A 20871-nucleotide genomic window follows, 5' to 3' on the forward strand; every position below is an offset into this window, starting at 1 on the left:
CAATTTTGATGGCCTTTTTATTTATTATAGTAATGTTTTTATATTTTCTGGTGGTCTACCAATAACAGCTTTTCCATTATTTATTACAATAGGGCGCTCTATTAATTTAGGGTTTTCTATCATTGCAGTTACAATTTCACTGTCGGTTAAATTTTTTCCTTTGAAGTTTTCTTTCCAAATAGCTTCGTTTTTTCTAACTAGATCTATTGGTGAAATACCTAACATTTTAATTATTTCGTTTAGTTCTTCAACAGAAACAGGTGTATCTAAATATTTAATTGTTTCAAAGTTTACTTTAGCTTCTTCTAAAATAGCAACTCCTTGGCGACTTTTGCTACAACGTGGATTGTGGTATATTTTCATTTTTTAAGTTTTTCAACAGCTAAATTAATAGTTTAGATTGATATCTTTCTTATCAAAATCAATTTTTCGCTGTTTTTTACTTTGGTTAAACCTATAAGTAAACGAAAGCTTTATAGTTCTATATTTATTTATAAATTTTGTGTTTTGGAAAAAATCTTCGGTATATCTATCTCTATTAGTTTCTTTAGATAAAAATATATCATCTACGTTTAAACTTATTGTGGCATTATTGTTAAATAATTCTTTAGTTATTGCAGCAGATGCATAAGTGTAGGCTTTTCTTGTTGAAATTGCGCCTTCAGATTCTGAAAAATGCTTTACATTGGTTTGAAAATTAAATAGTTTAGGAATTTTTACCTGCGTTAATAAACTAAATTCACTATTAAAATTACTATTATTGTAATCTATTTCAATAGCTTCATTTGCATCATTAACAGTATTAAACACTCCTCCTGTTTGATCCATTTGAGCTAATATTGCGTTACCGTTAAAGCTTAAAATTTTAGTTGGGTTGTATGTAAATGTTAGGTTTAAACCATAATATTTAAAATCGCCAATATTTGCTACTGTTGAAATTAATTTATCTGCTCCGTTAAATTTTTCTCCAGTTTTATAAGTAACATCTTGCCAGTAATTTTCGTAAACAGCGTAGAATAAGGTTGGAAATATAGAAATTTTATCTCCAAGATAAGAATAGGTTAACTCGTTTTGATAAATATAAATTGGAATTAAGTTTTCGTTACCAATATAACTACTAGTTTCACTTATTTTTTGTTCAAAAGGTTGTATTCTTGAGTAATCAGGTCTAGCTATACTTTTGCTAGAGCTTAAGGTTAAAGCTTTATTATCCTTAAGATCATAACTTAAATAAAGCGAAGGAAATAAATTGTCGTATTTTTGGTTTTGTTCTGTATTAGAATCAACATACTTTACATCAATTTTACTGAATTCAGCCCTTAAAGATATACCAAAGTATAGTTTATCCATTTGATTCTCAAACTCTGCATACACAGCATTTATATTTTCATTGTAATCTATATTGTTAACAGCGTTTTCTTCTGTGTTGAAAAAATTATTGTTACCAAATTCTCCTTTATATCCAAAGGCAAAAGCTTTATTATCATCTAAAGAATGATTATATGAAACTTCTAAAGTGGAATTTTTAAAGTCGTTATGTTCGATATAATCTTCATTTGTAAAGTCTGTATTGGTGTTACTAACAACTCTATCAAAATCCTCTACATCATCACTAAAATTAAAATAACCTTTTAGTGTTTTACCTTCATTAAAATTATGTTCAAAATCTATAGAATAGTCAATAATTTCATCATCAAAATCAATAGTGTAATTTCTTAAGTTGGATGTTTGAAGAACATTTGAAGCGTTAAAAAAGTTGGTATTAGTGTTACTATTTGTTTTTGAACCTATATTGCTATAATTAATTTGAGGAGTTATAGTTGTTTTATTAGAAAGGTAAATTTCTACTCCTAATAAACCAAGGTAATTGTTTTTAATAGAACTTGATTCATTATTTTCATTAAATAATAAACTAGTTAAGCCATTTTCAAAATATTCAGTATTATAGTTAGCAGTTTTAATAGGGTTGCTATGTGCATAGTTTAAAGTGGAAAAAACATTATATTTTTTCGTTTTGTAATTTAAGGTAACTAAACCTCCGTAAATATCTTTGTAACCACCAGTAGCAGTTATAGAACCATTTAAACCATTGTCTTTTCCTTTTTTAAGAATAATATTTACAATGCTTTTATAAGATGCAGAATAACTAGCATCAGGATTAGAAATTACTTCAATTTTATCTATAGAGCTTGCAGGTATTGAACCCAAAGCTTCAGAACCAGTTAAAGGTGAAAGTCTTCCGTTAATCATAACAGTTGTAGGCATTCCTCTTAATAAAATTGTACCGTCATCTACATTTAGAGAAGGTATGTTATTTAAAACATCTGTAGCTATTCCTCCTGCAGATGCAATGTCTTTAGAAACATTAATAGTCATTTTTTTAGGTGTTATTTGAATATTTTTCTTTTCAGAAACTATTTCAATTTCATCTAAAATATTGTTATCAATTGTTAAAGCTACCGTTCCAATATTTTTGTTTTCGGATACTAAAGAAATTGGTAGTTGTTTGGTTTGGTATGAAATATATTCTACAGTAACTATATAACTGCCTTGTTTAACATCAATTGAAAAATGACCTTGTCGATTCGTAATTCCTCCGTATTTAATTTCATCTTTATTATTTCTAAAAACAATAGAAGCAGCTTCTATAGGTTTTTTTGTTTCAGTATCAATAATTTTTCCTGAAATTGTATAGGAAGTTAGGCTTTTTTCTTGGCCAAAAATAAGCAAGGGTATTGCAAAAAATAATAAATTAATTATTCTTTTCATAGGGTTGATTTAAATTTCATAACAATTAAATAAAATACGCTTAAAGATTATTTTATCTATTTTTTTGCTAAAATACAAATTATTATGAATTTATACCCAAATGTTTTTAAAAATAGGTCGGTTATTGTGTTAAATAGGTATTATAGGATATTAAAACTTGCTAAATCTGTATTTAATTGTTTAATATTTTTAAAATGAATACCATTTATACCTAATCTTTTAGCTGATTGAGCGTTATCAAAATTATCATCAATAAATATTGCTTTTTCAGGAGAAATATTGAAACGGTCTATAATAATTTTATATATTTTATCGAATGGTTTTCTACATTTTTCTTGTCCGGATACAACAACACCATCAAAATCTTTAAAAAAAGGAAATAACTCTAAAGCTTTATCCCATTTTTCGGCACTCCAATTAGTTAAAGCGTAAACTTTATAGTTTTCTGATGCTTTTAAACGTTTAAATAGTTCAACATTCTCTTTAATAACGCCTTTGAACATAAATTCCCAATCTTTATAAAAAAGTTTAATTAACTCTTCATACTGTGGGTATTCTGCAATTTTTATTTTTTCAGCTTCGGCAATTGTTCTTCCAGCATCTTGCTCCATATTCCATTCAGGAGTACAAACATTGGTTAAAAACCAATTCATTTTTTTTGTATCGCCATTAAAAGCTTTTAAATAAAGGTGTTCTGGGTTCCAATCCACTAAAACACCACCTAGATCAAATATTACAGTATCAATTTTACTCATAAGTTTATAATTCGTTTGAAGTATCTTTTTGTCCTTGTTGCATTAAATATGCTTTAATAAAACTATCAATTTCACCATTCATAACAGCATCTACATTACCAGTTTCGTAAGCTGTTCTAACATCTTTTACCAATTTATACGGGTGCATAACGTAGTTTCTAATTTGAGAACCAAAATCAATTTTCATTTTACCAGCTTCAATTTCACCACGAGCTTCTTGTTGTTTTTTTAATTCAATTTCATATAATTGAGATTTAAGCATTTGCATTGCTCTGTCTCTGTTTTCGTGCTGAGATCGTGTTTCTGAGCATTGAATTTGAATTCCAGTTGGTTTATGATTTAATTGAACTTTAGTTTCAACTTTATTTACATTTTGCCCTCCAGCACCACTAGATCTTGCCGTGGTAATTTCTATATCTGCAGGGTTAATTACAATTTCTATACTATCATCTACTAGTGGATATACATAGACCGAGGCAAAACTTGTATGTCTTTTAGCATTACTATCAAAAGGAGAAATTCTAACTAAACGGTGTACACCGTTTTCACCTTTTAAATAACCAAAAGCATATTCGCCATCAATTTCTATGGTAACAGTTTTAATTCCAGCAACATCACCATCTTGTAGGTTTAATTCTTTTACTTTAAAACCTTGTTTTTCGCTCCACATTAAATACATGCGCATTAGCATTTCTGCCCAATCACAACTTTCTGTTCCTCCAGCACCAGCGGTAATTTGTAATACAGCACTTAGACTATCACCTTCTTCAGAAAGCATATTTTTAAATTCTAAGTTTTCTAATAGTTCTATAGTAGAGTTATAGATAGAATCTATTTCTTCTTCAGTAGCTTCACCTTCAGAGAAATACTCTAAAAGAATTGTAATTTCTTCTAAATTAGTAGTTAAAATATTAAAATCTTCAACCCATTTTTTTTTAGAACGTAGGGTTTTCATTAATACTTCAGCTTCCTTTGGTTTGTTCCAAAAATCGGGGTTTGCAGCCTTTTCTTCCTCGTTAGAAATTTCAATTATTTTCTTGTCAATATCAAGGTAAGTTTTTAACTTGCTAATTCGTTCTTGTAACTTATTTAGGTGGTCTTTCGAAATCATTTTAATATTTAAGAACTACAAAAATAACCTTTCATTTTTAATCTATGCAAATTAATTTAATAAGTGACACTGTTACTGTGCCAACAAAAGGAATGTTAAACGCTATGATGCAAGCCAAAGTTGGTGATGATGTATTTAATGCGGACCCTACTGTAATTGAACTTCAACAAAAAATAGCCAAAATGTTTGGTATGGAAGATGCTTTGTTTTTTCCATCGGGTACTATGGCAAACCAAACGGCAATAAAAATACATACGCAGCCTGGTGATAAAATGTTTTGCGATAAATGGGCACATGTTTATAATTTTGAAGGTGGTGGTGCTGCAGTTCATTCAGGTGTTTCTAGTCATTTAATAGATGGTGAACGAGGAATGTTTACTGCTAGTCAATTAGAAGAAATAGTAGCTGGTGAACGAGGAAGTATTCACGAAGCTTATCCTAGACTGGTAGCTATAGAAAACACAACTAATAAAGGTGGTGGTGCTTGTTGGAGTTTTGAAGAAATTTTAAAAATTAGAAAAGTTTGTAATCAAAATAATTTAGCATTGCACCTCGATGGTGCTCGATTGTTTAATGCAATTGTTGCAAAAGGAGAAACTCCAGAACAGTATGGTAAAGTTTTCGATACTATTTCAATATGTTTATCAAAAGGCTTAGGAGCACCTATTGGTTCTTTGCTTATAGGAAGTAAAACTTCAATAGTTAAAGCTTTAAGAATTAGAAAATTATTGGGTGGTGCCATGCGTCAAGTAGGTTATTTAGCTGCAGCAGGTATTTATGCTTTAGATAATCATGTGGAACGTTTAGCAGTAGACCATACAAGAGCAAAAATTTTAGGTAAAACCTTACAAAATTGTGAACTTGTAAAAAGTGTGGAGCCTATAGAAACTAATATTGTAATTTTTAATGTTATAGATAGTATTAATGAGCAAGACTTTATAAGCAGAATGAATGACGCAGGTATTCAAATAATTTCAATGGGTAGTGGTAAGTTACGTATGGTAACACATTTAAATTTTACCGAAGAAATGTTAGAAAGAGTTGTATTAACCATAAAAAACATATAAATGAAAAGTTTTAAAACTGTATTAATTTTAGTTGGTATTTTTAGTTTTACGTGTAACTCGCAATCTAAAATAGATAGAGTATTAACAGAAATTTCAACAGCTACTTCGGCTAAAAATATAGAAAATGATATTAAAAAATTAGTTAGTTTTAAAACAAGACACACATTATCTGATACCGTTTCAAAAACAGAAGGTATTGGAGCAGCAAGACGATGGATAAAATCAGAATTCGACAATATTTCAATGGATTGTAAAAATTGTTTGGAAGTAAGCTATGTTGGAGAAATAATAAAAGCTGATGGTAAGAGAATTCCTGTTGATACTAAAGTTGTTAATGTTGTAGCAGTTCAAAAAGGAACAAAATACCCAAATAGATATGTTATTATGTCTGGAGATATTGATTCTCGCGTAAGTGATGTTAATAATTATACAGCTATTTCTCCAGGTGCTAATGATAACGCAACAGGTATTGCTGGAGCTTTAGAGGCAGCAAGAGTTTTAAGTAAGTATACGTTTCCGGTTTCAATTATTTATGTTGGATTGTCTGGCGAAGAACAAGGTTTATTTGGTGGCAAAATATTAGCAGAACACGCTAAAAAGAATAATTGGGATATTATTGCGGTGCTTAATAATGATATGATTGGTAATATTAAAGGTATTGATGGTGTTATAGATAATTCTACATTTAGAGTTTTTTCTGAAGCAATTTCAATGAATACCACTGATAATGAAAGAGCGAGAATGCGTTATTTTGGAGGTGAAATTGACGGGCCGTCTAGACAATTAGCACGTTATATTGACAAATTAACAGATGATTATATGACAAATTTAGATGCCATTATGGTTTATAGGTTAGATAGGTTTGGACGTGGTGGACATCACAAACCATTTAACGATGCTGGTTTTACAGGCGTAAGAATAATGGAAACACACGAAAATTACAATCGTCAACACCAAGATATAAGAACAGAGAATGGAATTGATTATGGAGATGTTGTAGAAGGTGTAAATTTTGATTATGCTGCAAAATTAACTGCTGTTAATTGCTTAACATTAGCATCTTTGGCTGCGGCACCAATTGAGCCAAAAAATGTTATGATTGCTGGAGCAGTTCAACCTTCAACTAGATTAAAATGGGATATTTCTAATGATAAAGATATAGTTGGTTATAAAGTTTATTGGAGAAATACCACAGCTCCACAATGGGAGTTTAGTAGGTTTGTAGGTAATATTAATGATTATACATTAAAAAATATTGTAATAGATAATTTTTTATTTGGGGTTGCAAGTGTTGGAAAAAATGGAGCAGAAAGCATAATTCAATTCCCTAGAAAATTAATTCCAAATAATCAGTAATTTTTTTTAAAGTTTAACGACTCAACTTAAAATTACAATAAATGATTAAAAATATTTCAATTGTATTTGCTTTGTTATTAAGTATAACGGTAAATGCGCAAACTACTACTACAAAAAAAACAAAAATGAATACAAAACTAGAAACCGCAACATTTGCAAATGGTTGTTTTTGGTGTACCGAAGCTATTTTTCAACGTTTAAAAGGAGTCGAAAAAGTGGAATCTGGTTATACCGGTGGAGATTTAAAAAATCCTACATATAAAGATATTACAACAGGAACAACAGGACATGCAGAAGTTATTCAAATAAAATTTGATAATACGGTTATTTCTTTTGAAGAATTGTTAGATGTGTTTTTTAGCACGCATAATCCAACAACATTAAATAGACAAGGTTATGATGTTGGTACACAATATAGGTCAGGTATTTTTTATCATTCTGAAACTCAAAAAATAATTTCTGAAGCCTATATTAAGGCTTTAACCGAAGCTAAGGTTTTTGAAGATCCTATTGTTACCGAAGTAACCAAAATAGACATTTTTTATAAAGCAGAAGATTATCATCAAAATTATTATAATAACAATAAAACTCAAGGTTATTGTATGGCAGTTATTAATCCTAAGTTAGATAAATTTATCAAAAAATTTAAAGGAAAATTGAAAAAATAACGAGTTATTATAGTTATTTAATTAATAATACAAAAGCATCTTTTTTATCTTAAATAAGGGTGTTTTTTTTGTTGAAATAACTTAAATTTGTCGATTCTAATTATTTGAGAATAATTAGTTTATTTATAATTTCTTTAAAAAGTAAAAGGATGAATATCGTTATCATTGAGGATGAGGATTTAGCTGCTGAATCTTTAGAGAAATTGCTATTGAAAAGTGAACATTCTATTAATATAATTAAAAGGCTCGAAAGTGTAGCTGAATCTATAGCATGGTTTAAAAGCAATACTTGCGATTTAATTTTTAGCGACATCCATTTGGGTGATGGCGAAAGTTTTGAAATATTTGAAGCCTTAAAAATTGATATACCTATAATATTTACAACTGCATTTGATAAATATGCAATAAAATCATTTCAATTTTTTGCTATAGATTATTTGTTAAAACCTTATGAAAAAGAAAAACTAAATAATGCTATTTTAAAGTATACAAATTATAATTTTTCCATTGAAAATCAATCAAAAAAGCTTGAAGATTTATTAGTGCAATTAAATTCTACAAACGAAAATAAAATTGATCAAGAACGTTTTTTAGTATCGAGAGGTGAGCAATTAATATCTATTAATAGTAATGAGATAGCTTATTTTATGGCACAAGACAAATATTTATTTCTGTTTACTATTAGTGGTGAAAGTTATTTGTATGAAGGAACAATTTCTAACTTAGAAGATAGATTATCTGACAAAGATTTTTTTAAAATAAATAGAAAATATATTGTTAGGCATAATGCTATTAAAAATATTTTTAAATACAGCCAAAACAGATTAAAAATTGAGTTGCAGCCAACTTCAAACTCAACAGAGGTTATTTTGGTAAGTTCTAGAAATATCAACGCCTTTAAAAATTGGCTTAATTACTAGTTGAAATATAAGGGTATATGAAATTTCTTTTAAGGGTAAAAAAACATCAGCAATACTTATATATTAGTATAATTTTAATTGTAATATTTTTTTTAGGTAATGCATTAATAACGCCTAAAATTACATTGGTTACAGAAAATTTAATTGAAGATATTGTTATTGGTAACCTAAAATCTAAGCAAAATATAGTTGATTTTGAGTTTAATCAACTAAATAGTTTTTTAATTGATTCAGAAAAAATTATAGCTAATTCAGAAAAAATAACAGATAATAACCTAAAAGAAAAATTGCTATTTACAAATGATTTGGCTGTTTCGAATAATAATATTAATAATAGTTTTGTTTGCTTTTTAGTAGATGAAAAGATTGAAGATATTGTTTTTTCTGAAAATGCAAACACTGAATATAAGCGTGAAATTATTAATTTAATTAAAGTTTTAAAACTTATTAATTTTGAAACTTCAATTAATGATGTTGTAAATAAAGATGGCAATGTATATAATAGAAAAATAATAGCTAAAGAATTAGCAAACGGAAAAATTGTTGTTACTGGGTATGATATAAATTTATTGAGTTTTTGGAAATATTTTTCCGAAAATTATAAAGGTGAAGGTGGATATACTGTGTTAACAGATACTAAAGGTATTTGTGTATTGCACCCCGAAACAGATTTTATAGGAAAACCATTAAATAGTTTTTTTGAAAATATTTCAATTAATAAGGTTTTAAATAATAATTTAGGTAGAACCAATTTTGGAGTCAACCAAAAAGAGTTAATAAAAGATAAAGTAACATCAGAATTTTTAGGGCTAGAAGTTTTAAGATATTATAACTCTGTAAAAGTTGGAAAATCATACATAATTTTAATAGTAAGTTTTCCTGTTGATATTTATTTAAAAGAATCTCTAGTTAATATTAAGCGTTATTTTTCTTGGATAAGTATGTTGGCTTTTTGCATTTTTATGTTGCTTTTAGCAGTTTCCAGATTTCAACTAAGAAAAGAATTTTCAGAAAATTTAAAAATTGTAAAAGAGAAAGATCACCTTGTAAATACAAATGAAAAATACCAACGTGAAAATGCTGTTTTGCAATTAAACCAATTAAAGAAAAAAATGAATCCTCATTTTTTATTTAATAGTTTAAATTCTTTACACGTATTAATAGATTCAAACAAAGAGCTTTCTCAAAAATTTGTTTTAAAGTTAGCAGATGTTTATAGGTATCTTTTAGACGATAGGAGTGGAAACCTAATTTCGGTAAAAAATGAATTAGAATTTTTAAAACAGTATATATTTTTACAAGAAATTAGATTTAAAAGCAGTTTAAAAGTAAGTATAGTAGATAATAGTAATTTGCAAAGTTTAATAAAAAAAATACCATTTTTATCTTTAGAAACTTTAGTAGAAAATGCAATAAAGCACAATGAGTTTACTAAGCAAAAACCACTATTTATAGATATTATTATAAATAGCAAAGAAATTGAAGTTGTAAATAATTACAATCCAAGAAAAACTAAAGATGAAAACAGCCATCATATTGGATTAAATTATTTGAAAAATAGTTACGAGTATTATCAGATTAATTCATTTAAAACTGAAGTTATTGATGATAAGTTTAAATGTTTTCTGCCTTTATTGTCATAAAATCAAATTTCACTCCGTTTTTTTATGCGTTCACTCTCTTTTTTTTTATTAAGCACCTATTTGTAGGCATCTTTACAACAATATAATAAATGTAGTTTATGAAGAACTCCTATATAAAAGGCTGTTTTGTATTTAAGTTTTTATTAATTTTTGTGTTGCTTTTAACTTCAGAAAAAAGTTTAAGTCAAGATAAAGAAAAGAAAGATACTGTTAAGAGTGAAAGCTCAGCAGGATTATCATATAAAAAACTAATAAAAGAAGGTAAAGTTAAGCAAGGCCTTTTTAATGTTTATTCTATTAAAGAAGACTACTATTTTGAAATTCCGGATTCATTATTAGGAAAAGATTTATTAGTTGTAAACAAAATATCTAGTGTACCATTTTCATTAAATGGACACGGGTTAAATAAAGGTATGAATTATGAAACTAAATTAGTTAGGTTTTATAAGGATACTGTTTTAAATAAAGTTTGGGCTAAAACAATAAACCCAAGAGTTCAATCACCCAAAAATGATGCAATTTCACTTTCTGTAAACGATAATTTTGGAGAATCAATTATTGAAGAATTTAAAATTGAAGCAAAGAATAATGATTCAACTTCAATTTTTATTAAAGTGAATAAAATTTTTAATGGCAAAGAGAAAAGTTTTAGTGATATTCTAGCAAATACAGGTCTGGGAGGAAGTGTTAAAACAAACTTATCTAAAATTAATGCAATAAAATCGTTTCCAAAAAACATTGTTGTTAAATCTTTAATAACAACATCTGTAAGTGAAGGAGGTAGTGCAGCATTGCCACTTTCAATAGGTATTACAACAAATATAGTTTTGCTGCCTACTAAAATAATGAAACCTCGTTTTGCTGATGATAGAGTAGGATATTTTAGTAAACCAATGGATTATTATTCTGATGCTCAGCACGAAGTTGAAACTAGAAAAATGATTACTCGTTGGAGATTAGAGCCTAAAAAAGAAGATATAGCAAAATATAATAAAGGTGAATTGGTAGAACCAAAACAGCAAATAGTTTACTATATAGATCCTGCTACGCCAAAACAATGGAGGTCTTATATAGAAAAAGGTGTTTATGATTGGGATGTAACTTTTAGAGCAGCTGGTTTTAAAAATGTAATCAAAGTTAAATATCCTTCAAAAGAAGATGTAAATTTTGATGTAGATGATGTTAGATATTCTGTAATTACGTATGCAGCTTCAGAAAAACAGAATGCAATGGGACCTTCAATAGTAGATCCAAGAAGTGGTGAAATTTTAGAGTCTGATATTATTTGGTGGCACAATTTAATGAAAGGTTTACATGCTTGGATGCGCGTACAAACAGGTCCAATTGATGTTAAAGCTCGTTCTAATAAGTTTTCAGATGAACATATGGGTGAAGCAGTTCGTTTTGTTTCTTCTCACGAAGTAGGACATACTTTTGGATTAAAACATAATATGGGAGCTTCTTTTAGTTATCCTGTTGATTCTTTAAGGTCACCTTCATTTACTTCAAAAATGGGAGGTACAGCTCCTTCAATTATGGATTATGCACGTTACAATTACGTTGCGCAACCAGAAGATAATGTTGTAGATATTACTCCAAAAATAGGAGTATATGATAAATACGCTATCAATTGGGGGTATAGATGGATTGAAGGTAAAACAGCTCACGAAGAGCTACCAATATTAAATAAATGGATTCGTAAACACGAAAATGATTCTCAATATTTTTATGGACCACAGCAAAGTAGCACTGCAGTTGTAGATCCAAGATCTCAAAGTGAAGATTTAGGAAACAATGCAGTTAAAGCAAGTGAATATGGTTTGTTGAATTTAAAACGAATTATACCAAATATTATTGAATGGACAGAAGAAGAAGGGCAAACGTATTACAAAGCTTCAAAATTATATAAAGCAGTTATAGACCAATGGGAATTGTATAACAACCATGTAATGGCTAATATAGGTGGTGTTTATATAAATAATACAGTTTATGGCGATGGAAAAAATACTTTTAATGCTGTACCAACTTCAACCCAAAAAGAAGCTTTAGATTATTTAATAAACAATGCAATTCTACCACAAAAATGGTTGTTTACACCAGATATTATTAATAAAGTTTATGCTGTTAGAGATGCACCTGATGGTGAGCGTTACTATTCACCAATTTCAATGTTACGTATTTATCAAACAAATGTAATTTATGCGTTGCTAAAGACCGATAGGTTAATGAGAATAGTTGAGAATGAGATGCTTGTAAGTAAAAATGAAATTGCTTTTACAGAGCAATATTTATTTGATACACTTTTTAAAGCCGTTTTTACAAAAACAATAAAGGGTAAATCTTTAGATATGTTTGAGAGAATGACTCAAAAAAACTACATAGATGTATTGACTGTTGATAGAAATACATTGCTTAAAAAAACAAAAGAGAAAACCATTTCAGAAAATTCTAACAGTTTTAAAAATATACATTTTTCATACATCCCAAGAGTGTCAGATGTTGGTTCTAATAAAAGAGCCGAATTGGAAAGAGCATTAAAACTTTTTAAGAAAAAGAAAAATAAAGGAGATAGAGCTACCAAAGAACATTATAGTGATATGATAGCAAGAATTGAATATAATTTGAATAATTAAATAAAAAGGAATAATGAAGAAATTAATATATCTATTAATTTTTATACCTAGTTTACTAGTTGCACAAAAACAAAAGGTAATAAGCGGGAAAGTATTAGATGCTACTATGCAAATGCCAATTGTTGGTGCTTCTGTTTATGTATCGTCAGCAATTATTGGTAATAAAACAAAAATTGATGGAGTTATAGAAGGATCAATGCTAGGTTCTACAACCGATTTTAATGGAGAGTTTACATTAAAAGTATCAGAAGGTATTAAATACATTTTGGTTTCATATATGGGTTTTGAAACTGAAAAAATAGCAGTTTCATCTACTAGTGAGGGGTTAATTATTAAGCTGAAAGAAAAATCGGAAATGTTGGAGGAAGTTGTTTTAACAGGTTATCAAAAAATTGAGAAACGTAAAATGACATCTTCATATGCAAAGGTTAATATTGAAGAAATTCAACAAGCTGGTGTTGCAAATGTAGACCAAATGTTAACAGGACAAATTTCTGGAGTTGTTATACAAGCAACAAATGGAGCGCCAGGAGCACCTGCAAAAATATCTATTAGAGGAACTTCAACATTAAGTGGTTCATCAGAGCCTTTATGGGTTTTAGATGGTATTCCATTAGAAGGCAGTGATATTCCAGATGATTATACGGATAAAGATAATATAGATAATTTAGAATCTTATGCAATTGCAGGTTTAAATCCTGAAGATATTGAGAGTATTACTGTACTTAAAGATGCTTCGGCAACTTCAATTTATGGAGCAAGGGCAGCAAATGGAGTTATTGTAATAACTAGTAAAAGAGGAAAAAAAGGAGATATGAAAGTTAATTTCAATGCAACTTCTTTTATAACTCAAAAGCCTGATTTTGATAAACTAAATTTAATGAATTCTTCTCAAAAAGTAGATTTTGAGTTAATGTTGGCAAGTCGTTCAGATTTAAAATATCAGCAAGATAGAGGAGAAGTAGCTAGAATTTTAAATTCATTTAATGAGTACGATAATTTTAGTAACAATGGTTTTTTAAGTATTTCAAGTGAAGCTCAAAATGCAATTAACAATTTAAAAAATACGAATACTAATTGGGGAGATCAAATATATCAAATGGCTTTAAACCAACAGTATAGTTTAAGTCTTTCAGGTGGAAATGATAAAAGCGACTATTATTTTTCTACTGGTTTATTTGATGAGAAAGGAACCACTAAAGGAACTGGTCAAAAACGTTATAATATTACATTAAAAAATAATTTTTCACTTAATGATAAGTTAAAAGTAGGTGTAGCATTATTTGGTAGTCAAAACAAAACATACTCTTATATAACTGGTGCAGATGCTTATACAAATCCGTCGTATTATTCAAGAACTGCAAATCCTTATTTAAAAGTTAAAGACGAAAATGGCAACTATGTATATGATCCAGATTTGATTGAAAGATCTGATTTAAATTTAGATTACAATATTTTAGAAGAGAGAGAAAATACGGATTATGAGTTAATTTCAAACTCTATAAAATCAATTTTTGATGTTAACTATAAATTAAACGATAAAATTCATTTTTACAGTCAATTAGGGTTGCAATTAGATTTTAATAAAACTGAAAAATATGGAGATAAAAATAGTTATTACACACGTAAGTACGAGCAAAAATCTAGATATAGTGTAGACGGTACTAATTACGCATATTTTTTACCAGAAGGAGGAATTATTCAAAATTGGGATACAGATGCTTTTCAGTATAACTGGAAAACTACCGCTAATTATAATACCTCTTTTAATGATATTAATGAGTTAGATATAATGTTGGGTACAGAGTTTAGACGAAATGAAAATACTGAAATACACACCAAAGGATTTGGATTTAACTCTAATACTCTAACAACTACTCCTATAACCGACGACAGAGCTTTAGGAAATTCATCTTTTGAAACTTATAAAAAAACCTACAACGAAAATGCGTATGCGTCATTTTTTGGAACAGCTTCATATACATATGATAAAAAATATACTGTTTTTGGTAGTTTAAGGTATGATGGTTCTAATTTGTTTGGAGTAGATCCTAAATATAAATATTTACCACTATGGTCTTTGGCAGGTTCTTGGAATGTGTTTAAAGAAGCCTTTATGGATAATGTAAATGTGGTTAACGACTTAAAAATAAGAGGATCATATGGAGTTCAAGGTAATATAGATAAAACAACATCTCCATTTGTTGTTGGAGAGTATTATTCAACAAGTATCTTACCAGGTGTAACAGAAGAAACAATAAGAGCTTTAAATGCTCCTAATGGTAAGCTTCGCTGGGAAAAAACAGTTTCTTCAAACGTTGGTTTTGATTTAGGATTGTTAAAAAATAAAATTTATATCTCTGGAGATTATTACTATAGAAAAAGTACAGATTTAATTGGGTTAAAATCAGTACCATTAGAAAGTGGTTATAATTTTATAAATACAAACTGGGCAACAGTTAGTAATCGTGGATTCGAATTGGCAATTAATACAAGAAACATTACAACTCCAAATTTTAAATGGACAACGAGTTTAAACATATCTCATAATAAAAGCTTAGTTGATGAAATTGAAATTAGAGAAGAAGATTTTAAACCATCAATAAAAGGATATAGTGTAAATGCAATATTTGCCATTAAAACAGCTGGAATAGATAGTAATGGTTTGCCTTTGTTTTGGAAAGATGGCAAAAAGGTTTCTGCTGTAGATTTTTACAATTTAGAAAATGGAACAGACGGAAGTCAATTAACTAGAGAAGAGCATAGAAACTTATATTCTTATGTTGGTGATGGTACTCCAAAATTTAGTGGTGGTTTTATAAATAATTTTAAGTATAAACAATTTAATTTACGAGTTTCTACTAGTTTTAATATAAAGCAAACTGTTAAAAGTTCTCCAAGTTATCACCCAACACTAGTTGAGCCAGGTAAAAATTATAGTACAGAAATTTTAAAAGCAGGTACAGGTAATTTACCAGCATTAATTGGTTTTACAACACCAGGATTTGATACCGATTTAGTATATACTTGGTATAACTCATCAGATGATGGAAATACGTATAACGACCTAGATATTTGGGTTAAAGATATTTCATATGTGCGTATTAGCAGCATTAAATTAGGGTATGCTTTGCCAAAAAAATATCTTGAAAAATTAAAAATAGCAAGCTTAAATTTCAATTTAGAAGGACGAAATTTATTTGTTCTAGGTACCAATTACGATGGTTTTTTTGATCCAGAAACATATGGTAGTATTTATTCTCAACCAATTCCTAAAATTATATCACTAGGATTTAATCTTTCTTTTTAAAAATTAAATAATGAAAAACTTAAAATACATATATCTAATTTTTATTCTAACTTTTATTGCTTGCGATGATTATTTAGATATTGAACCTGTAGGTCAAGTAATACCAAAATCGGTAGAAGAGTATAGAAGCTTTTTAACATCGGCTTATTCAACTTCAAAAGAATATAAAGTACTTACAACTTATAGAGCAGATGAGTTAAGCTTAGATAGCAACGTAAATGGTATAGAGCAATATGAAGATATTTTTATTTGGAATGATTTAAATCCAAGTCCGTTAACAAGTGCTTTTCCGTATGCTAGTTTATATAACACAATTTTTTATACAAACCATATAATTAATAATTCGGAAACTATTGAAGGTATTCAATTAGAAAAAGAGCAGTTATTAGGTGAAGCTTATGCTTTAAGAGCTATGCAATATTTTGAACTACTTAATATGTATGCAAAACCATATAATAAAGCTACAGCAGGTGTAGATTTAGGAGTGCCAATAACTACAGAATATGATTCAGATAAAAATTATCCAGTTCAAACAATAGAAACTGTTTATACTTTAATATTAAATGATATAGAAACTGCTGAATTATTAATAAATGTAGAAAAACAAGAATTAGGTTATAATTATAGATTTTCTAAAGTAGCTATTAAAGCATTTAAAACTCGTGTGTATTTATATATGCAAGAATGGCAAAAGGCAATAAATGTAGCAACTGAAGCTTTGGTTATTAATGGAGATATACAAGATTTGAATTCGGATATTTCAATCTTACCTTCTGAGTATAGTTCGGTAGAATCTATATTAGCTTTAGAAAAAATAGCTTCTTTCGATATTGCTAATAATACAACAATTTCAGACAACTTGATTAGTAGTTATATACAAGGTAACGATTTACGTTTTTCAATTTATTTTTCAGAAAATACAGACGGAACTTATAGTTCAAATAAAAGCGCAGATACAAAGTTTAAATGCTCCTATAGAACATCTGAGTTATACTTAACTATTGCAGAGAGTTTGGCTCAACTTGGAGAAGATGATTTGGCTAAACAAAAATTAATAGAATTTGCTAAAAATAGATATACAGCTTTAGGTTGGGAAGCATACAAAACGAAGTTAAACTCATTAAACTCTGCAGATTTATTAATCGAAGTATTAGAAGAGCGAAAACGAGAATTTGCAATTGAAGGGCACAGGTGGAATGATTTAAAGCGAACAACTCAGCCAAAAATAAAGAAGGTTTTTAATGGAGTATTATATGTTTTAGAACAAAATGATAGCAGGTATGTAATTCCATTTCCAAATGACGCAATTATTAATAATCCAAATTTATAATAAATAAAAACATTATAATTCATTGTTATCTTGTGAGTTGTAATTAATAATAAAAAAGATAAAAAACAATTTTAAATATTTTAATTATGAGAAAAATTTATTCAATTTTATGTTTGTTTGTAGCTGTTGTTGCAGTTTCTTGTTCAAGCGATGACGATGACGTATTATCAACTTTAAACAGCATAGATGCATTCGAAATCAATTTTGAAGGTTTAACAGCAGATGATGTAACGTATGATTTAGGAAACACAATTACTATAAGTGTACCTTTTCAAACAAGTTTAGAAAATTTAGTTGCAACAATTGGTGTTTCTGAAAACGCAACGGTTTCACCAGCTTCAGGAGCAGCAGTAACATATGTGGATGGAGAGCCAACGTTATTTACTGTAACGGCACAAGATGGTGAATCTACCAAAGTTTACAATGTTATTATTAATGTTCGTGGAGAAGTTGGAAGTGGATCTAGAATTGAAACATATACAGTTGCAGATGCTTGGGGAGAAAATTCTGTAACTACTTATACGTATGCTGCTTCTAATTTTGTAAGTGAAACTTCAAAAGAAGAAGATGATTGGGGAACAATGATTACTACAGTAACTGCATTTATTTATAATGATAAAAACCAAGTTATTGAAACTAAAGTTGAAGCGGATGCAAAAAGTACAGTTTATGAATATAATGCTGACGGACAAATTATTGCTGGAGTATACAAAATAGATGATGTTTTAACACATACATATACTTATACTTATAATACAAATGGAGATTTAACTTCTGAAGTAAGAACTGACCACACAGATTCTGACGCAACTTCTGAAGTTTTATTTACTATTGAAAACGGAAACGTTTTAACTGAAAACAAATATGGATCAGATTATGTTGCTACATATGATGATAAAAACAACCCATTTAAAGGAGTTTATCCAGCAGCTTTTGCAGCAATTAAAGTTGGAGTTCAAAGTGTAAATACAAATAACCCAATTACAGGAACAATTGCTGATGCAGATATTACATATGAGTATAATGCAGATAACTACCCTTTAAATTCTTCATACACTTATTTTGATGGAGCTGCAACAGTTACAAAAACATTTACGTATTACGCGGAATAATTAAATCAACCTCAACCCCTTTTTTTAATTTAAATAAGCACTCTAATTAGAGTGCTTATTTTTTATAAAATTATTAAAATGAATAAATACCATAACATAGTTTTTTTAGTGTTGTTAATAGTAGTTAATAGCTGTAATACAAGTTCTGGAATAACAAACGAAAACGAACAAGTATTGTCCAATAAAGATTTATTAATAAAAACGTACTCTGAAGTAGTAATACCTTTATTTAAACAATTTGATGTAGAAATACCTACTGATTTTGTTGTAGATGAAAAAGATTTAACAATAAACGCAGGTGCATCTTTTGGTTATGTTGAAGTAAGTAAAGGACTAATAAACTCAAATAAAAGGGATGTTCAAATTTTTGTTCTAGCGCACGAGTTGGCACATATTGTAACCTTAAAACAAGCTAGTTTATTTAATTTAAAGGGTAGTATTCCCAAAGGAACAGAAACTAATGATTACCAAAAATCTGAATATTTGGCAGATTTAATTGCATTTCATCTAATAAATACCAAATTAACAGATCAAAATGAAGCTTTAATTTTGAATTTTAATTATTTAGAAAGCCTATTTGGACCACAATCCTTTACCCATCCTTCAGGAATAAATAGAATTAAATTTCTAAACGAATACTTAAGTATGTGCAATGGAGTAAATAATAATGAAATATTTAAATTGTTATTTATTAAAATTTGGAAGATGGATTAACCATTTTTGGCATTTTTATTGTATTATAGATTTTAAATAAAACAATTATATGAGTAAAAAATATAAATTGCTATTACTAGGACTTTTGTTTGATGGTATTGGAATGTTATCATTTGTTATTCCAGTAGTAGGAGAATTTTCAGATGTAATTTGGGCACCAGCTTCGGCATTTTTAATATATAAAATGTATAAAGGCACCGAAGGTAAAATAGGTGGGTTGGTAACTTTTGTGGAAGAAGCAGGTTTTTTTGGAACTGACTTTTTACCAACATTTACATTAACGTGGGTTTATAAGTACTTAATAAAAAAAGGAAAGGATTAATCTTCTTTAAAAAACCTTTTAAAACCAATTCTAGAAAGCATTTTTTTAGTAAAATTCCAAAAGAATGTATATTGACCAAAACACCAACCAAAAATAGGAAGCGTAGTTTGGTAAACAGCAAATACTAAAATAATTCTAACAGGCCAAAATAACCAAGGGTTTGTTGTTTCGGAGTTTAACCCAATAAATTCTGTTAATGGTTTAGCTATATAAGCAGCAAAAGAACCGTTTATTGAAAACACAATAAGGATTAGAATTATTTGAAAGTTCGAAGTAACACCCCAACGTTGCTTAAGTTTTTCCATTTTTTTAGTTTAGCGAGGCAAAAATACATTTTAATTTTAAATATAAAAATGCAAAAAAAAAGGTTTAGCTAATTAAAGCTAAACCTTTTTTAATATTTATTGCAGTTGTTTATTTTCCAAATAATCCACCTAATAAACCACCAAGTCCACCTTGTTTTTTATTACCGCCAAGTAACATTCCAGCAACATCATCAATCATACTTCCATCACCATCAGCATCTAATAATTTAGAAACTAAACTTTGTTGTTCATTTGAAGCTCCACCAAGCATACCACCTAATAAATCTCCAATTCCATTTTGGTCAGCAACACCTTGTTGACGTGTTTCTTTTCCTAAAGCTCCCATAACTAAAGGTCCAGCAACTTTTAAAATATTCATTGCGCTTCCTAAATCAATTCCACTAGACTTACTAACAGCTTGTGCAACATTTTGTTCACGACCACCAAAAACATGTCCTAAAATACCAGCTCCATCTTGTAAAACATCTTCATCAACTCCACCGCCACCTAGAATAGATCCTAAGTTATCCATAATTCCACCACTATGCTTTTCGTTTCCTAGAGCACTTAATAAACCTGCAGCACCTTCAGGAGATGAAGCATTGTTTTTCATTGCACCTAAAATTAAAGGAAGTGCTGCGCCTAAGGCATTAGCTGTTTTTCCTTCATCTTGTCCAAATTGTTTACTAGCACCGCTAATAAGAGTTTTTCCTAAATCACTATTCAGTAAGTCTAAAATTCCTGCCATTTTAATTTTTTTAATTGATTAATATTATGCTAAAAATATATAAAATATATTCATAACTACATTAACTATGACACAAATTAATAATTAGGTCACATTAAATAATAAATG

General features: G+C 28.6%; 17 protein-coding genes. 11 read left to right on the plus strand and 6 right to left on the minus strand.

Annotation, left to right across the window (positions count from 1 at the left end):
* Window positions 1-24 precede the first annotated feature (24 nt).
* The 4 genes from arsC to prfB form a co-directional block, all read right to left on the minus strand.
* Window positions 25-363: an arsenate reductase (glutaredoxin) gene (gene arsC, locus BLU40_RS05065; RefSeq protein WP_090120590.1), complete on the minus strand. Its 339-nt coding sequence runs from the start codon at window positions 361-363 to the stop codon at window positions 25-27.
* Between the two features lie 24 nt (window positions 364-387).
* A complete protein-coding gene (locus tag BLU40_RS05070; RefSeq protein ID WP_090120593.1) occupies window positions 388-2769 on the minus strand; it encodes a TonB-dependent receptor in 2382 nt (793 codons plus the stop codon).
* A 140-nt stretch (window positions 2770-2909) separates the two neighbouring features.
* Entirely contained in the window at window positions 2910-3524 is a 615-nt protein-coding gene (locus BLU40_RS05075) for an HAD family hydrolase (protein ID WP_090120597.1), read from the minus strand.
* A gap of 4 nt (window positions 3525-3528) precedes the next feature.
* Window positions 3529-4635 (minus strand): peptide chain release factor 2, encoded by a 1107-nt coding sequence (prfB, locus tag BLU40_RS05080; protein WP_090120601.1) that lies wholly within the window; start codon window positions 4633-4635, stop codon window positions 3529-3531.
* A gap of 44 nt (window positions 4636-4679) precedes the next feature.
* Between prfB and BLU40_RS05085 the strand changes: the two genes are divergently transcribed.
* The 11 genes from BLU40_RS05085 (at window position 4680) to BLU40_RS05135 (ending at window position 19710) form a co-directional block, all read left to right on the plus strand.
* On the plus strand, window positions 4680-5702 hold the full coding sequence (locus BLU40_RS05085) for a threonine aldolase family protein (RefSeq protein ID WP_090120604.1): 1023 nt from the start codon (window positions 4680-4682) through the stop codon (window positions 5700-5702).
* Entirely contained in the window at window positions 5703-7058 is a 1356-nt protein-coding gene (locus BLU40_RS05090; protein ID WP_090120608.1) for a M28 family peptidase, read from the plus strand.
* Window positions 7059-7099: 41 nt separating this feature from the next.
* Window positions 7100-7726, plus strand: coding sequence for a peptide-methionine (S)-S-oxide reductase MsrA (gene msrA, locus BLU40_RS05095; RefSeq protein WP_090120612.1), 627 nt, complete (start codon window positions 7100-7102; stop codon window positions 7724-7726).
* 149 nt (window positions 7727-7875) lie between these two features.
* A complete protein-coding gene (locus BLU40_RS05100; protein ID WP_090120615.1) occupies window positions 7876-8646 on the plus strand; it encodes a LytR/AlgR family response regulator transcription factor in 771 nt (256 codons plus the stop codon).
* A 17-nt stretch (window positions 8647-8663) separates the two neighbouring features.
* Window positions 8664-10289: a sensor histidine kinase gene (locus BLU40_RS05105; RefSeq protein ID WP_090120619.1), complete on the plus strand. Its 1626-nt coding sequence runs from the start codon at window positions 8664-8666 to the stop codon at window positions 10287-10289.
* Window positions 10290-10387: 98 nt separating this feature from the next.
* Complete coding sequence (locus BLU40_RS05110; protein WP_090120622.1) at window positions 10388-12922, plus strand: zinc-dependent metalloprotease; 2535 nt, start codon at window positions 10388-10390, stop codon at window positions 12920-12922.
* Window positions 12923-12935: 13 nt separating this feature from the next.
* Window positions 12936-16232 carry a SusC/RagA family TonB-linked outer membrane protein gene (locus BLU40_RS05115; RefSeq protein ID WP_090120624.1) on the plus strand — a complete coding sequence of 1099 codons (3297 nt, stop codon included), beginning with the start codon at window positions 12936-12938 and terminating at the stop codon, window positions 16230-16232.
* Between the two features lie 10 nt (window positions 16233-16242).
* Window positions 16243-17562, plus strand: coding sequence for a RagB/SusD family nutrient uptake outer membrane protein (locus BLU40_RS05120; protein ID WP_090120625.1), 1320 nt, complete (start codon window positions 16243-16245; stop codon window positions 17560-17562).
* A gap of 86 nt (window positions 17563-17648) precedes the next feature.
* A complete protein-coding gene (locus BLU40_RS05125) occupies window positions 17649-18674 on the plus strand; it encodes a DUF5018 domain-containing protein (protein WP_090120628.1) in 1026 nt (341 codons plus the stop codon).
* A 78-nt stretch (window positions 18675-18752) separates the two neighbouring features.
* A complete protein-coding gene (locus BLU40_RS05130; protein ID WP_090120631.1) occupies window positions 18753-19388 on the plus strand; it encodes a M48 family metalloprotease in 636 nt (211 codons plus the stop codon).
* A gap of 49 nt (window positions 19389-19437) precedes the next feature.
* Window positions 19438-19710 (plus strand): hypothetical protein, encoded by a 273-nt coding sequence (locus BLU40_RS05135; RefSeq protein WP_090120633.1) that lies wholly within the window; start codon window positions 19438-19440, stop codon window positions 19708-19710.
* On the opposite strand, the gene BLU40_RS05140 is transcribed toward BLU40_RS05135, so the two are convergent.
* Together BLU40_RS05140 and BLU40_RS05145 are read right to left on the minus strand one after the other, a co-directional pair.
* Complete coding sequence (locus BLU40_RS05140) at window positions 19707-20015, minus strand: DUF6787 family protein (protein WP_090120635.1); 309 nt, start codon at window positions 20013-20015, stop codon at window positions 19707-19709. The two genes, BLU40_RS05135 and BLU40_RS05140, sit on opposite strands and share 4 nt — an antisense overlap.
* Window positions 20016-20124: 109 nt before the next feature.
* The gene (locus tag BLU40_RS05145; RefSeq protein ID WP_090120637.1) at window positions 20125-20763 is read right to left on the minus strand and encodes a DUF937 domain-containing protein; all 639 of its coding nucleotides are present in this window, start codon (window positions 20761-20763) and stop codon (window positions 20125-20127) included.
* Window positions 20764-20871 lie beyond the last annotated feature (108 nt).

Origin of the sequence: Lutibacter oricola, assembly GCF_900106565.1 — a bacterium.
Classification (GTDB): domain Bacteria; phylum Bacteroidota; class Bacteroidia; order Flavobacteriales; family Flavobacteriaceae; genus Lutibacter; species Lutibacter oricola.

Coding starts and splice junctions, on each gene's coding strand:
- prfB (WP_090120601.1), bottom strand. CDS start 4,635: ATGATTTCGAAAGACCACCTAAATAAGTTACAAGAACGAATTAGCAAG.
- BLU40_RS05100 (WP_090120615.1), top strand. CDS start 7,876: ATGAATATCGTTATCATTGAGGATGAGGATTTAGCTGCTGAATCTTTA.
- BLU40_RS05130 (WP_090120631.1), top strand. CDS start 18,753: ATGAATAAATACCATAACATAGTTTTTTTAGTGTTGTTAATAGTAGTT.
- BLU40_RS05115 (WP_090120624.1), top strand. CDS start 12,936: ATGAAGAAATTAATATATCTATTAATTTTTATACCTAGTTTACTAGTT.
- BLU40_RS05120 (WP_090120625.1), top strand. CDS start 16,243: ATGAAAAACTTAAAATACATATATCTAATTTTTATTCTAACTTTTATT.
- BLU40_RS05085 (WP_090120604.1), top strand. CDS start 4,680: ATGCAAATTAATTTAATAAGTGACACTGTTACTGTGCCAACAAAAGGA.
- BLU40_RS05140 (WP_090120635.1), bottom strand. CDS start 20,015: ATGGAAAAACTTAAGCAACGTTGGGGTGTTACTTCGAACTTTCAAATA.
- msrA (WP_090120612.1), top strand. CDS start 7,100: ATGATTAAAAATATTTCAATTGTATTTGCTTTGTTATTAAGTATAACG.
- BLU40_RS05110 (WP_090120622.1), top strand. CDS start 10,388: ATGAAGAACTCCTATATAAAAGGCTGTTTTGTATTTAAGTTTTTATTA.
- BLU40_RS05090 (WP_090120608.1), top strand. CDS start 5,703: ATGAAAAGTTTTAAAACTGTATTAATTTTAGTTGGTATTTTTAGTTTT.
- BLU40_RS05125 (WP_090120628.1), top strand. CDS start 17,649: ATGAGAAAAATTTATTCAATTTTATGTTTGTTTGTAGCTGTTGTTGCA.
- BLU40_RS05135 (WP_090120633.1), top strand. CDS start 19,438: ATGAGTAAAAAATATAAATTGCTATTACTAGGACTTTTGTTTGATGGT.
- arsC (WP_090120590.1), bottom strand. CDS start 363: ATGAAAATATACCACAATCCACGTTGTAGCAAAAGTCGCCAAGGAGTT.
- BLU40_RS05145 (WP_090120637.1), bottom strand. CDS start 20,763: ATGGCAGGAATTTTAGACTTACTGAATAGTGATTTAGGAAAAACTCTT.
- BLU40_RS05070 (WP_090120593.1), bottom strand. CDS start 2,769: ATGAAAAGAATAATTAATTTATTATTTTTTGCAATACCCTTGCTTATT.
- BLU40_RS05075 (WP_090120597.1), bottom strand. CDS start 3,524: ATGAGTAAAATTGATACTGTAATATTTGATCTAGGTGGTGTTTTAGTG.
- BLU40_RS05105 (WP_090120619.1), top strand. CDS start 8,664: ATGAAATTTCTTTTAAGGGTAAAAAAACATCAGCAATACTTATATATT.